The sequence below is a fragment of the Streptomyces swartbergensis genome, from assembly GCF_002148965.1.
Lineage (GTDB): Bacteria > Actinomycetota > Actinomycetes > Streptomycetales > Streptomycetaceae > Streptomyces > Streptomyces swartbergensis.
Genome location: NZ_NGFN01000251.1, coordinates 1 through 13,173, shown reverse-complemented (window position 1 = coordinate 13,173; position 13,173 = coordinate 1). Strand labels below are relative to the sequence as shown.

General features: G+C 71.6%; 13 protein-coding genes. 8 read left to right on the top strand and 5 right to left on the bottom strand.

The genetic code is table 11. The features are described 5' to 3' along the window. Positions 1 to 197: 197 nt before the first annotated feature. Entirely contained in the window at positions 198 to 830 is a 633-nt protein-coding gene (locus CA983_RS30840; protein ID WP_086604103.1) for a nucleoside/nucleotide kinase family protein, read from the top strand. 155 nt (positions 831 to 985) lie between these two features. After that, the gene (locus tag CA983_RS30835; RefSeq protein ID WP_086604102.1) at positions 986 to 1,414 is read left to right on the top strand and encodes a CBS domain-containing protein; all 429 of its coding nucleotides are present in this window, start codon (positions 986 to 988) and stop codon (positions 1,412 to 1,414) included. Between the two features lie 42 nt (positions 1,415 to 1,456). Here the strand turns inward: CA983_RS30835 and corA are convergent, their stop codons facing one another. Then, complete coding sequence (gene corA, locus CA983_RS30830) at positions 1,457 to 2,584, bottom strand: magnesium/cobalt transporter CorA (RefSeq protein ID WP_086604099.1); 1,128 nt, start codon at positions 2,582 to 2,584, stop codon at positions 1,457 to 1,459. A 434-nt stretch (positions 2,585 to 3,018) separates the two neighbouring features. Here corA and CA983_RS30825 point away from each other — a divergent pair, with 434 nt between their 5' ends. Next, positions 3,019 to 3,813 carry a methyltransferase gene (locus CA983_RS30825; protein WP_086604098.1) on the top strand — a complete coding sequence of 265 codons (795 nt, stop codon included), beginning with the start codon at positions 3,019 to 3,021 and terminating at the stop codon, positions 3,811 to 3,813. A 25-nt stretch (positions 3,814 to 3,838) separates the two neighbouring features. Here the strand turns inward: CA983_RS30825 and CA983_RS30820 are convergent, their stop codons facing one another. Next, positions 3,839 to 4,729 (bottom strand): carbohydrate kinase family protein, encoded by an 891-nt coding sequence (locus CA983_RS30820; RefSeq protein ID WP_086604101.1) that lies wholly within the window; start codon positions 4,727 to 4,729, stop codon positions 3,839 to 3,841. A 458-nt stretch (positions 4,730 to 5,187) separates the two neighbouring features. Then, positions 5,188 to 6,093, bottom strand: a complete 906-nt coding sequence (locus CA983_RS30815; protein ID WP_086604100.1) for a pseudouridine-5'-phosphate glycosidase — start codon at positions 6,091 to 6,093, stop codon at positions 5,188 to 5,190. A 102-nt stretch (positions 6,094 to 6,195) separates the two neighbouring features. On the opposite strand from CA983_RS30815, the gene CA983_RS30810 reads away from it, so the two are divergent. Further along, positions 6,196 to 6,624 (top strand): VOC family protein, encoded by a 429-nt coding sequence (locus tag CA983_RS30810; RefSeq protein ID WP_086604097.1) that lies wholly within the window; start codon positions 6,196 to 6,198, stop codon positions 6,622 to 6,624. Between the two features lie 13 nt (positions 6,625 to 6,637). Here CA983_RS30810 and CA983_RS30805 read toward each other — a convergent pair whose 3' ends face one another. Next, positions 6,638 to 7,192, bottom strand: a complete 555-nt coding sequence (locus CA983_RS30805) for a methylated-DNA--[protein]-cysteine S-methyltransferase (RefSeq protein ID WP_086604096.1) — start codon at positions 7,190 to 7,192, stop codon at positions 6,638 to 6,640. Between the two features lie 105 nt (positions 7,193 to 7,297). Further along, entirely contained in the window at positions 7,298 to 8,167 is an 870-nt protein-coding gene (locus tag CA983_RS30800) for a glycerophosphodiester phosphodiesterase (protein ID WP_086604095.1), read from the bottom strand. A 287-nt stretch (positions 8,168 to 8,454) separates the two neighbouring features. Here CA983_RS30800 and CA983_RS30795 point away from each other — a divergent pair, with 287 nt between their 5' ends. From CA983_RS30795 to CA983_RS30780, 4 genes are all read left to right on the top strand, one after another. Then, positions 8,455 to 9,315: an MHYT domain-containing protein gene (locus CA983_RS30795; protein ID WP_086604094.1), complete on the top strand. Its 861-nt coding sequence runs from the start codon at positions 8,455 to 8,457 to the stop codon at positions 9,313 to 9,315. Positions 9,316 to 9,355: 40 nt separating this feature from the next. Beyond that, entirely contained in the window at positions 9,356 to 11,500 is a 2,145-nt protein-coding gene (uvrB, locus tag CA983_RS30790) for an excinuclease ABC subunit UvrB (protein WP_086604093.1), read from the top strand. Positions 11,501 to 11,638: 138 nt separating this feature from the next. Next, entirely contained in the window at positions 11,639 to 12,217 is a 579-nt protein-coding gene (locus CA983_RS30785; protein WP_059422155.1) for a TerD family protein, read from the top strand. A 73-nt stretch (positions 12,218 to 12,290) separates the two neighbouring features. Further along, a partial coding sequence (locus CA983_RS30780; RefSeq protein WP_208637079.1) for a TerD family protein occupies positions 12,291 to 13,173 on the top strand: 883 nt, incomplete at its 3' end.

Below are 13,173 nucleotides of genomic sequence, written 5' to 3'. Positions count from 1 at the left end.
GGGCCGTACGGGGTTCCGGGACCACAGGGGGTTCATGGACCATAGGGGGTTCATTCCCGCCGGCGGCGGCGCGCACTGCATCCGCCGGAGGAGACCCGGGCGATCGCGGCGCCTCGCGATCTGCCGCGCCCTCCCCGATGTCTGTGGCGCCCGCCGGCCTGACACGTCCTGCCGCGGCCTGGCGCATCATGGGCCGTGTGCGACTCGAAGCGATCACCTGGGACCGGCTCGGCGACCTGCTCGCCGAGCGCCTGCTCGACCTGAAGCCCGCCGACGGCAGTCCCTGGCCGCGCGTCGCCTTCGACGGCGCCCCGGCCGCCAGCCCGGGGGACCTCGCCCAGCGTGTCTCCGAGGCGCTGCGCATACGCGGCCGCTCCTCGCTCGTCGTGGGCACGGAGGGCTTCCTGCGCCCCGCCTCCGTGCGACTGGAGTACGGCCACCAGGACGTGGAGTCCTACTACAGCGGCTGGCACGACACCAGCGCCCTGTGGCGCGAGGTCTTCGGCCCTCTCGAAGCCGGCGGCGACGGCCGCGTCCTGCCGGACCTGTGGGACCCGGCCGCAGACCGGGCGACCCGCAGCCCCTATGTACAACTCCCGCTCGGTGGTGTGCTGTTGCTGCACGGGCCCTTCCTCCTTCGGCATTGGTTCCCCTTCGATCTGAGCGTTCATGTCCTGCTCTCCCCGGGCGCCCTGCGCCGCCGCACGCCCGAGGCCGAGCACTGGACCCTGCCGGCCTTCGAGCGCTACGAGCAGGAGACCGACCCGGCGGGCACGGCCGACGTCCTGGTACGGGCCGATGATCCGCGCCATCCGGCGTGGAGCGGGTGAGCCGCTGCCGGGTCGCATCCCGATGCTGGTCGAGCTGCCGCGCGCCCGGAGCGCTGTTCCGTGTGCGGGCGCCGGGTGACGCGGCGAGAATGAAGGGCGCCGGGACTCGCGGTGCCTCCCGCGCCGCGCCGGCCGTCCGGCACCGGGAGGACGTCATGACCACCGCCGGAGACATCATGCACCGCGGCGCCCAGTGGATCCCCGCCCACGAAACCCTCGACCGCGCGGCCCAGCTCATGCGCGAACTGAACGTCGGCTCCCTGCCCATCAGCGACGAGAACGAGCGGCTGTGCGGCATCCTCACCGACCGCGACATCGTCGTCGGCTGCGTCGCCCTGGGCCACGACCCCGCCGAGGTCACCGCGGGCGAGATGGCCAAGGGCACGCCTCGCTGGATCGACGCGGACGCCGATGTCGGCGAGGTGCTCCACGAGATGCAGGAGCACCAGATCCGCCGGCTGCCCGTCATCCGGGACAAGCGCCTGGTCGGCATGATCAGCGAAGCCGACCTGGCCCGGCATCTGGCGGGCGACCAGATCGCCTCATGGGCCGAGAGCGTCTACGCCAGGACCACCCCGGGCTGACCGCGCGTCACCTCACCCCGACCACGCGGGGCACGGCCCTCGTCAGAGCCAGCCGCTGCGCCGGAACCCGCGGTACAGCGTCAGGCACGCGACGGATATGACGCCGATGACCATGCCGTAGCCGTATCGCCAGTGCAGCTCCGGCATGTGGTCGAAGTTCATGCCGTACACCCCGCAGACCATCGTCGGCACGGCGATGATCGCGGCCCATGCCGTGATCTTCCGCATGTCCTCGTTCTGGGCGACCGTGACCTGCGCGAGGTGCGCCTGGAGGATGGAGTTGAGCAGTTCGTCGAAGGCGGCGATCTGCTCCTTCGCCCGCAGCAGGTGGTCCGAGACATCGCGGAAGTAGGCCTGTATCTCCGGGTCGACCGCCCGGATCGGCCGTGTGGCGAGATCCTCCAGCGGCCGGCTGAGCGGCGCCACCGCCCGCTTCAGCTCCAGGAGTTCACGCTTGAGCTGGTAGATGCGCCCCGGGTCCACCCGCGCGCCGGTCTCCGCGAACACGTCCGTCTCGACCTGGTCGATGTCCGCGTGCACCGAGTCCGTGACGGTCAGGTAGTCGTCCACCACATGGTCCGCGATCGCGTGCAGCACCGCGGACGGGCCTTTCGCCAATTGGTGGGGATCGGACTCCAGCTCCTCGCGCAGCGGGCCCAGCGAGCCGTGCCGGCCGTGCCGCACCGTGATCACGAAGTCCTTGCCGACGAAGACCATGATTTCGCCGGTGTTCACCACCTCGCTGGTGGCCGTGAGTTCCTCGTGCTCGACGTAGCAGACCGTTTTGAACACCGCGAAGAGCGTCTCGTCGTAGTGCTCCAGCTTGGGGCGCTGGTGGGCCTCGACGGCGTCCTCCACGGCCAGGGGGTGCAGGTCGAAGAGCTCGGCAATGCCCGCGAACTCCCGGTCCGTCGGTTCGTGCAGGCCGAGCCAGACGAAACCCTCGCCCTTCTTGCGCACCGACTCCACGGCGTCCACCAGATCGCCGCGCGCAGAGGTGCGGACACCGTCCCGGTACGTCACGCAGTTCACCACCGAGGAGCCCAGCGGGGAGCGGGCGGGGTGGCTCAGGTCGACGCGCGGGCGCCGTCGAGCCAGCCGAGCCACCTTGCGGAGGCCGCCGACCCCGCCGAGGCTCGTGACCTTCCGCAGATTCCCTGCCATGGACATCTGCATCTCCTTGCGTGGAGCTCCGCGCGCCGTCCCGCGCCTTGGCTCGTCAGTCTGCCAGGCCGACGTGAGCTGCGAGTAAGCCTGTGGAAACGGCCCGTTCCGCTTTGTTCCCGGCTGTGGACGAGGTGGTTCCCGGCCATGACCGAGAGGCTCTCGCCGGGGCGAAGGGGTCCCGCCGGGGCGCAGGCTCCCGCCGGGTCCGTAGGGCTCCCGCCGGGTTTGTAGGGCCCCTGCCGGGTCCGCAGGGCTTCCGCTGGTTCCGTCGTCCTGAGATATCGACGCGTGCGGGGGCCGCGCGGTTCTCCGTACGGGGCCGTGCGGCTTTTGCGGTTTTCGTCTGGGGCCGTGTGGGTCTCGTCCCGGGAGCGTCGACTCTTCGTACCGGAGCGTCGACCGTCGCGGACAAGTCGGGCAACTGGGATGATCGCGGCATGACGCGAACCGATGGGTACCTCCTCGACAACCGACAGACCGAGGCGGCAGAGCACTTCAGCGCCTTCGCCGCTCTCTTCGACCCCACGACGTTCCGGCATCTCGAAGCGCTCGGCATCGGATCCGGCTGGCGGTGCTGGGAGGTCGGAGCCGGCGGCACCTCCGTGGTGTCCTGGCTGGCGAAGAAGGTCGGCCCGACCGGACGCGTCGTCGCGACCGCCACCGACACCTCACGGCTCGCCCCCGCTGCCCGGCAGCCCGTCGAGGTGCGCGTGCACGACCTCGGCGCCCAGGAGCCGCCGGGGGAGGGCTTCGACCTGGTGCACGCCCGTCTCGCCCTGGTCTACGTGACCGACCGGGCACAGGCGTTGCGGTCCATGGTCCAGGCGCTGCGCCCCGGCGGGCGCATCCTGGTCGAGGACGCCGACCCCGCCCTTCAGCCGCTGCTCTGCCCCGACGAGTACGGCCCCGAGCAGCAGCTCGCGAACCGGTTGCGGCACGCCTTCCGCAGCCTGCTCGCCGACCGCGGGACCGACCTCCCCTGCGGCCGCATCCTCCCGCGGCTGCTCCGGGAGGCCGGCGTGACCCGTGTGCATGCCGACGCCTACTTCCCCGTCGGCTCGCCGGCCTGCGCCGCCCTGGAGTCCGTCACGATCCGTCAGATCCGCGACCAGTTGGTCAGCGCGGGCCTCGCCACGGACCAGGACATCGACCGGCATCTCGCGAACGTCACGTCCGGCGTCCTGGACCTGACGACGGCTCCGATGATCTCGGCGTGGGGACGCAAGCAGTAGCCAGGGGCGTGCGGGGCATCGGGCATCAGCCGGGCAGGGGCGGTCTGCCGCCCACCCGTTCCACCGCCCTGGCACCCGCCCGGCAGCCCTCCGCCGCCGCGTCCTCCGGCCCGGCACCCGCGAGCAGGGCGGCGAGGAACGCGCCGGTGAAGGCGTCACCGGCGCCCGTGGTGTCCCGTGGCGTCGCCGGTACGGCGGGTACGCGGGCGCACACCTTCCCGGACCGGGCCACGAGCGCGCCCTCGTGCCCCTGCTTGGCGACCACCATCGGAACACGCAGGCTCAGCTCGGCCGCCGCGTCGGCCGCGTCGGTCAGCCCCGTCAGCAAGCACGCCTCGTCCCGGCTGGGCAGCAGCACGTCCACGCCCTCGACGAGCGCGAGGAACCGCCCGGCGCCCAGCTCCCCGAGGAAACCGGCCGACGCGGGGTCCAGACTCACCGGCACGCCACGCGTGCGTGCGGCTTCGAGGGCCACCGTCACCAGGGCGCGACTCGGTTCGGAGAACAGGAGATAGCCCGACAGGTGCAGCCGGGCCACGCCGTCGAGCAGCGTGTCGGACCAGTCGGCGGGTTCGAGCCGCAACGACGCGCCGCTGTCGGTGAGGAACGTCCGCTCCGCCGAAGCGCCCCCGTCCACCAGGCAGATCACCGTGCCGGTCGGCGCCTGCGGGTCGACGACGAGCCGCGGACGCACGCCGTGGGCCACCAGCTCACGCTCGTGCCAGGCAGCGGCCTCCGCCCCCACGCGCCCGAGCAGCCGCACCTCCGCCGCGCCCTCGTGCGCGGCCCAGCACGCGACGTTGGCGCCCGCCCCGCCCGGCACCGTCCGGATCGTGGCTGCCGTGTCCGTACCGGCCGCGAGCGGCCCCTCGTGCCGCGCGACGACATCCGTGATGACGTCCCCGACGACCAGCAGCGCACCGCCGTCCGCCGAGTGCGCGGCGACCTCCGCTGGAGCGGTTCCGCTCTCTGCCGAGCCCGCCGCCACGTCCGATGGCCGGGCTTCGCTCCCCGTCGAGCCCGCTGTGACCTCCACGGGGCCGGTTCGACGTGCCGCCGAGCGCGTCCTGCCTGCTGCCGAGCCCGTTGCCACCTCGGATGGTCCGGCTGCGTTCTCTGCCGAGCCCGCTGCCACGTCCGATGGCCGGGCTTCGCTCTCCGTCGAGCCCGCTGTGACCTCCACGGGGCCGGTTCGACGTGCCGCCGAGCGCGTCCCGCCTGCTGCCGAGCCCGCCGCGGCCTCGGGTGGGCGGGCTGCGCCCTTCGCCGAGCGTGTCCCGCTCTTCGCCGAGTCCGCCGCCACCTCCGATGGCCCGGCTCCGCTCTCCGCCGAGCAGGCTCTGCCCGCCGCACCGCGGTCGGCCCCGGCGCCGGTCATCCCCGTGCCCAGGCCGCCGCGATCCGCGCCGCCAGGCGTACGTTGCCGCGGACCGCCGCCAGATTGGCGCTCAGGGAGGCGCCGTCGGTGTGCCGCACGAGGTAGTCGAGCAGGAAGGGCGTGACCGCCTGGCCGGTGATTCCCTCCTCCTCGCACGCGTGCAGCGCCTCCGCGAGCACGCGCGCGTGCAGCTCCGGATCGAGCTGCTCCGCCTCGGGCACGGGGTTGGCGACGATCAGCGCCGACTCCGGCCCGGCGAGGTCGTCCTGGGCCCGCATGACGCCCGCCACCTGCTCCGGCGTCCGCAGCGTCCAGTCCACCGGATGACCCGAGTCGGACAGGTAGAAGCCGGGGAACCGGTCCGTGCCGTAACCGGCCACCGCGACACCCAGCGTCTCCAGCCGCTGCAAGGTCGCCGGGACGTTGAGGATCGACTTCACCCCGGCACACACCACGGTGATCCGCGTCCGAGCCAGCAACCCCAGGTCGGCCGACTCGTCCTGCGTCACCGTCCACTCCCGGTGTACCCCGCCGAGTCCCCCCGTCGCGAACACGCGTACGCCCGCCAGCGCCGCCAGCAGCGCCGTCGCCGACACCGTGGTCGCCCCGCTCGCCCCGGAGGCCGTCGCGAGCGGCAGGTCGCGGTGGCCCAGCTTGCGGATGCCGTCCTCGTTCGCGACCCGCTCCAGCTGCTCCTTGTCCAGCCCGACATGGGGCCGCCCGTCCAGCACGGCGATCGTCGCGGGCACCGCGCCCTCCTGTCGCACGGCCGTCTCCAGCTCCAGCGCCACCTGGAGGTTGCGCGGCCGCGGCAGTCCGTGGGCGATGATCGTGGACTCCAGGGCCACCACGGGCCGACGCGCGTCGATCGCCTCCCGCACTTCTTCTGACACCACCAGCACCACGCGCCTGCCTCCTGTCGGTCGGTCTTCCCTCATCTCTGGCGGGCGGCGCGCCGGGCCAAACCCTTGCGGGCTGTCGGCGAGGTCACCAGCCTGGGATGCATGACGGACAACACACCACGACTCGACCACGTCGTCCTCTGGGTGCGCGACCCGATCGCCGCCGCCGACTTCTACGAGAAGGCCGTCGGCCTGGAGACGATCAGGCTCACCGAGTTCGCCGCCGGTGAGGTGCCGTTCCCCTCCGTACGCGTCAACGACGAGACCATCCTCGACCTCATGCCGCTGACCTTCGCGGAACGCATGACGATGCTGCCCGGCGCCGCCGACAGCGCGGGGCACCCCGTCAACCACGTCTGCCTGTCACTGCCCCGAGGCGACTTCGACGCCCTTCTCAGCCGCCTGGAGGAACGCTCCGTACCGCTGTCGGACCTCTCGTACGACTCCTTCGGGGCCCGGGGCAAGGCCACGCGCAGCTTCTACTTCCGCGACCCGGACGGCAACGTCTTCGAGGCGCGGCACTACGCCTGACCAGGCCAGGGCCTCAGAACAGCGGCTCGGGCAGCACCCCTTCGAGGGCGAGCAGCCTCCGCTTGGTCTCCAGCCCGCCCCCGAAGCCGCCGATGCCGCCGCCGCTCTCGACGACCCGGTGACAGGGCACCACCACCGGCAGCGGGTTGGCGCCCATCGCCATGCCCACGGCCTGGGCGGCGCCCGGCTGCCCGACCCGCCCGGCCAGATCGCCGTACCCGACGACCGTGCCGTACGGCACACCGGATGCCAGCTCGCGCAGGACCTCCCGGTTGAACCCGGAGATCAGCGACCAGTCCAGCGGCAGGTCGAAGTCCCGGCGCTCACCCGCGAAGTACGCCACGACCTGATGTATCGCCTCGGTCAGCAGCGGGGAGCCGGGCGCCTCGACGGGTTCGGTGCCGAGCCGTGACGCCAGCCGCTCGACCGCCCGGTCCCGCACCGCGTCCGTGGCGTGGAACACCACGTTGACCAGGCCCTCGCGGGTCGCCGCCAGCAACAGCGGGCCGATGTCGCTGTCGACGACGCCCCACACGACCCGCTGCTCACCCTGCCCATGGCTGTCCATGCGCCCACCGTACGACCGACCACTGACAACGCGGCCCGGCCGTACAACCCACCACCTGACGCCGCCCCGGCCGGACGGACCGCCCACCGGCATCCGGGCCCGGCCTCACCCGTCCACGGCCTCCCGCACCACATCCGGCTTGTTCGTGATGATCCCGTCGACCCCGTACCCGGCGACCCGCTGGGCCGTCGCCGCGTCGTCGACCGTCCAGGTGAAGACCTCCAGCGGCCTGCCGTGCGGTCCGGTGAACGCCTGGACGGAGGCCACGTACGCCGTGGAGAGCGAGCCGTACGACGGGTTGATCTGGTCGGCGAAACCGGCGTAGCCCGGCAGATCCGACACGGGCGGCGTGCCCAGGAAGCCGGTCTTCACGGCGGGCTTCAGCTCGTGCACCGTCCGCACGCTGTCCGCGCTGAAGCCCTGCACGATCAGTCGGCCCGCCAGGTGCGACCGGTCCAGCCAGCCCTCGTTGCCGAGGACCTTGAGCGTCTGCCGCTCGATGCCCGGATACAGCTCCGGGTTCTTGATCTCCAGGAGAAGCTTCTGGTGATGACGCTCGACGCGGTTCACGAACTGTTCCAGCGTCGGCACGCGCGCGCCCGCGTACGCGGGGCCGAACCAGCTGCCCGCGTCGAGACGGGCGATCTCGGCGGCGGTGAAGTCCTTCACCTTCCAGGGAGCCCGGTCGGGGAAGACCTCCTCGACGTCGGTGGTGCGCCGCAGGTTGTCGTCGTGGAGGACGACGAGCTCGCCGTCCCTGGTCCGCTGCACGTCGTTCTCCACCCAGCGGATGCCCAGCTCGGCCGCCTTGTCCACGGCGGCCAGGGTGTTCTCGGGCGCGTACGCGGAGGCCCCCCGGTGGGCGATGACCAGCGGCCAACCGCCGCCGACGGCCCGCGCCGGGGAGACGGGGAACAGGAGGGCGACGGTCCCCAGGAGCGCGGTGGTCGAGGCGGCAACAGCGCGCGCGTGCATACGTACTCCTCGCGTCGAGCGATCACGGCTTCACAGACAGCTCAACTGTGACAGCAGAGGGTCAACACGAGAGGGGTACAGGATGACCACAGGTTGAATGGAGAGGACCCAATTCCGCTCACTGGTACCGCACAACTGCGGCAAGGGCGTGTTTCTTTGCCGGAAAGTCGTTCGACCGTTCCGGTGGGGGTCATACTCTCTGCGTCCACCCTGACCGCTGCCTGCGGTCCTGTGAGGGGGCGCAATCAGGAATTCCGGGACGCAAAGGGCGGGAAGGGCAGCCGCGCATGCAGGGCACGGTCGACGGATTCAGCTACGGCCTGGTCACACCCCTGGTGGCCTATCTCATGGCCTGCCTCGGCGGCGCCCTGGGCCTGCGCTGCACCACCAGGTCCATGCTCGTCGCCCAGTCCTGGCGCCCAGGCTGGCTCGCCCTCGGCTCGGCGGCCATCGGCTCCGGGATATGGACCATGCACTTCATCGCGATGATGGGGTTCACGATCCGCGGGACCCCGATCCACTACGACAAGCCGATGACCTTCGCGAGCCTGGCCGTCGCGATCGTGATGGTGGGCATCGGGATCTTCATCGTCGGCTACAAGGGAGCCCGCGGAACGGCCCTGTTCACCGGCGGCACCATCACCGGCCTGGGCATCGCGTCGATGCACTACCTCGGCATGGCCAGCATGAGCCTGGACGGGAAGCTGGAGTACAACACGCTCACCGTCGGCATCTCCGTGGCGATCGCCATGGCCGCCGCCACCGCCGCCCTGTGGGCGGCCGGCCAGGTCAGGGGCCTCCTGTGGAGCGTGGGCGCCAGCCTCGTCATGGGGCTCGCCGTCAGCGGCATGCACTACACCGGCATGGCCGCCCTCAGCGTCCACCTGCACGGCACGGCCGAACCCACCGCGGGCGAGTCGCCGGCGGCCCTCCTCGCACCCATGCTGATCGGCCCGCTCGCCTTCCTCCTCCTCGCGGGCGTCGTGGTGATGTTCGACCCGCTGATGATCATGGGGAAGCCCACGGTCGTCGCCGTCGAGCAGAGGCCCGGCATCCCGGCCCACACCGCCCACAACCCGCAGCGTCTGCGGCTCCGCCCCCGCCGCACCGTGGAGTACCGCGGCCCCCGAACCCCGCAGAACCGCTGATCGGAGCCCGTTGTCAGTGCGGGGTCGTACGGTGGATCCCATGCGGCCCGTTTCCCACATCGAACGCACGGTGGCGCCCTTCGAGGTCGTCAGCCCCTACCAGCCGAGCGGCGACCAGCCGACGGCCATCGCCGAACTCGCCCAGCGCATCCAGGCAGGCGAGAAGGACGTCGTCCTGCTGGGCGCGACCGGCACCGGCAAGTCCGCCACCACCGCGTGGATGATCGAGAAGCTCCAGCGCCCCACGCTCGTGATGGCGCCGAACAAGACGCTGGCCGCGCAGCTGGCGAACGAGTTCCGAGAGCTGCTCCCGAACAACGCGGTCGAGTACTTCGTCTCGTACTACGACTACTACCAGCCCGAGGCCTACGTCCCGCAGTCGGACACCTACATCGAGAAGGACTCCTCGATCAACGAGGAGGTCGAGCGCCTGCGCCACTCCGCGACCAACTCGCTGCTCACCCGCCGCGACGTAGTCGTGGTCGCCTCGGTCTCCTGCATCTACGGCCTCGGTACGCCGCAGGAGTACGTGGACCGCATGGTCCCCCTCCGCGTCGGCGAGGAGCACGACCGCGACGAGTTGCTGCGCCGCTTCGTGGACATCCAGTACACGCGCAACGACATGGCCTTCACCCGCGGCACCTTCCGCGTCCGGGGCGACACCATCGAGATCTTCCCGGTCTACGAGGAGCTGGCCGTCCGCATCGAGATGTTCGGCGACGAGATCGAGGCGCTGTCCACGCTGCACCCGGTCACCGGCGAGATCATCAGCGAAGACCAGCAGCTGTACGTCTTCCCGGCCTCTCACTACGTCGCAGGGCCCGAGCGCCTGGAGCGGGCCATCAACGACATCGAGAAGGAGCTGGGCGAGCGCCTCGCCGAGCTGGAGAAGCAGGGCAAGCTCCTGGAGGCCCAGCGCCTCAGGATGCGCACGACCTACGACATCGAGATGCTCCGCCAGATCGGATCCTGCTCCGGCGTGGAGAACTACTCGATGCACTTCGACGGCCGCCTGCCCGGCTCCCCGCCCAACACCCTGCTGGACTACTTCCCGGACGACTTCCTCCTCGTCATCGACGAGTCGCACGTCACGGTCCCGCAGATCGGCGCCATGTACGAGGGCGACGCCTCCCGCAAGCGCACCCTCGTCGACCACGGCTTCCGGCTGCCCTCCGCCCTGGACAACCGTCCCCTGAAGTGGGAGGAGTTCCAGGAGCGCATCGGCCAGACGGTCTATCTGTCGGCGACCCCCGGGGCCTACGAGCTCTCCCGCTCGGACGGAGTCGTGGAGCAGATCATCCGCCCCACCGGTCTCGTCGACCCGGAAGTCGTCGTCAAGCCCACCGAGGGCCAGATCGACGACCTGGTGCACGAGATCCGGCAGCGCACCGAGAAGGACGAGCGCGTCCTGGTCACCACACTGACCAAGAAGATGGCCGAGGACCTCACGGACTACTTCCTGGAGCTGGGCATCCAGGTGCGCTATCTGCACAGCGACGTCGACACTTTGCGCCGCGTCGAACTCCTGCGTGAGCTGCGCGCCGGCGAGTACGACGTGCTGGTCGGCATCAACCTCCTGCGGGAGGGCCTCGACCTGCCCGAGGTGTCCCTGGTGGCGATCCTGGACGCCGACAAGGAGGGCTTCCTGCGCTCCGGCACCTCCCTGATCCAGACCATCGGCCGCGCCGCGCGCAACGTCTCCGGCCAGGTCCACATGTACGCCGACAAGATCACCCCGGCGATGGCGAAGGCCATCGACGAGACCAACCGGCGCCGGGAGAAGCAGGTCGCGTACAACAAGGAGCGGGGCCTCGACCCCCAGCCGCTCCGGAAGAAGATCAACGACATCGTCGCGCAGATCGCCCGTGAGGACATCGACACCGAGCAGCTGCTCGGCTCGGGCTACCGCAAGGCGAAGAAGGACGGCGGGGGCACCAAGGCGCCCGTGCCCTCCTTGAGCAGGGCGGCCGAGAGCGCCAAGCCGGGCAAGGGCAGGGGCAAGGCCAAGGAGACGGTGCCGACCGACCGCCCCGCGGCCGAACTCAGCGAGCAGATCGAGGAACTCACCGCACGCATGCGGGCCGCCGCTGCGGACCTCCAGTTCGAGATCGCCGCCCGGCTGCGCGACGAGGTCTCCGAGATGAAGAAGGAACTGCGCCAGATGAAGGAGGCGGGCCTGGCCTGACGGCGGACCGCGTACGCGCAGTGTTGCAAGACCGACACAAAGTGCGGACCGGGGTACGTCACTGTCAGTGCCCCTGCGTAGTGTTCTGATCAACCGCGGCTGCGCGGCAACAGGGGACGTCCGAGAGGGGATCAGCGCGTGACCGTCAACATGACCAAGGGTCAGGCCATCAGTCTGCAGAAGAACGACGGCGGCAGCCTGACCGCGGTGCGCATGGGTCTCGGCTGGCAGGCGGCTCCCCGGCGCGGCCTGTTCGGCTCGCGTACGCGAGAGGTCGACCTCGACGCCTCGGCCGTTCTGTTCGCCGACAAGCAGCCGGTCGACGTCGTCTTCTTCCGCCACCTGGTGAGCGACGACGGCTCGGTGCGCCACACCGGTGACAACCTCGTCGGCGGTGTCGGCCAGGGCGGCGACGACGAGGCGATCCTCGTCGACCTGTCGCGCGTCCCGGTCCACATCGACCAGATCGTCTTCACCGTGAACTCCTTCACGGGTCAGACGTTCCAGGAGGTGCAGAACGCGTTCTGCCGTCTGGTCGACGAGACCAACGGTCAGGAGCTCGCCCGCTACACCCTGGCCGGCGGCGGCCAGTACACGGCCCAGATCATGGCCAAGGTGCACCGCTCGGGCCCGGGCTGGACGCTGACGGCCCTCGGCAACCCGGCCAACGGCCGTACCTTCCAGGACCTGATGCCGGCGATCCTGCCCGTCCTCTGAGGCCGGGGGGAACCGGCCGGGGCGGGCCGGTAGCGGCACACGACACCACACAACGACACAGGGGGAGAGGGCGATGACGGCCGAGCTGGTGCGGGGGCAGAACCACCCGCTCTCCCAGGCCCGTCTCGAGATCCGGGTCTCGGCCGGCACGCCGATCGTGGCCGCGGCCGCGCTCAGCGACGAGAACGGCCGGATCCACGGCGTGGAGTGGGTCGCCCACCCGGGCGCACCCACCCAGCCGGGCCTCGAGGTCTCTCGGCAGGCCGCCGCCGACCATCGCCTCGCGGTGGACCTGGACGCCGTGCCGGAGACCGTCCACCGGGTCGGCGTGCTGCTCGCCCTGCCCGCCGCCGGGGCGGGCCCGGTCCGCTTCGGCGCCGTGGCCGCCCCGTTCGTCGCCGTCACCGGCCTCGACGGCGTCGAGATCGCCAGCTACACCATCACCGGCCTGGAAGCCGAGTCGGCGGTCGTCGCCCTGGAGCTCTACCGGCGGCAGGGCGCCTGGAAGGTGCGCGCTGTCGGCCAGGGCTACGCGGGCGGTCTCGCCGACCTCCTCACCGACCAGGGGCTGCCCGAGGCCCACCAGCTCGCCGGCCGCATCGACGACGCGGTGGCCCAGGGGCTGGCCCGCTCGGTGCAGGTGCCGCCGCCGCGCACGGCGGACGGCGACCGCTCCCGGCAGGCGGCGGCCCCGGCCCTCGGCCCGGACCAGGGTGGCACCGCGCCTCAGCCGGGCCAGGCGCCACCGACGTCGCCGTACGGCGGTCAGACACCCGGCGGGCCGGGGCAGCCCGCGCCGAAGACGCCGTCGTATCCCGGCCCGGCGCCGGACCCCGACGCCGTCACCCAGTCGTCCACGCCCACCACGGGCGGCCCGATCGACTACAGCCACCCGCGCCGCCAGAACGCCGCTCCGCCCCCGCCGCCGCCCACCGCACCCGCGGCCGCACCGGGGC

What these genes read in the sequence shown, in the direction of transcription:
- CA983_RS30835 (WP_086604102.1), top strand. Translation starts at nt 986, where the DNA reads ATGACCACCGCCGGAGACATCATGCACCGCGGCGCCCAGTGGATCCCC.
- corA (WP_086604099.1), bottom strand. Translation starts at nt 2,584, where the DNA reads ATGTCCATGGCAGGGAATCTGCGGAAGGTCACGAGCCTCGGCGGGGTC.
- CA983_RS30825 (WP_086604098.1), top strand. Translation starts at nt 3,019, where the DNA reads ATGACGCGAACCGATGGGTACCTCCTCGACAACCGACAGACCGAGGCG.
- CA983_RS30810 (WP_086604097.1), top strand. Translation starts at nt 6,196, where the DNA reads ATGACGGACAACACACCACGACTCGACCACGTCGTCCTCTGGGTGCGC.
- CA983_RS30805 (WP_086604096.1), bottom strand. Translation starts at nt 7,192, where the DNA reads ATGGACAGCCATGGGCAGGGTGAGCAGCGGGTCGTGTGGGGCGTCGTC.
- CA983_RS30800 (WP_086604095.1), bottom strand. Translation starts at nt 8,167, where the DNA reads ATGCACGCGCGCGCTGTTGCCGCCTCGACCACCGCGCTCCTGGGGACC.
- CA983_RS30795 (WP_086604094.1), top strand. Translation starts at nt 8,455, where the DNA reads ATGCAGGGCACGGTCGACGGATTCAGCTACGGCCTGGTCACACCCCTG.
- uvrB (WP_086604093.1), top strand. Translation starts at nt 9,356, where the DNA reads ATGCGGCCCGTTTCCCACATCGAACGCACGGTGGCGCCCTTCGAGGTC.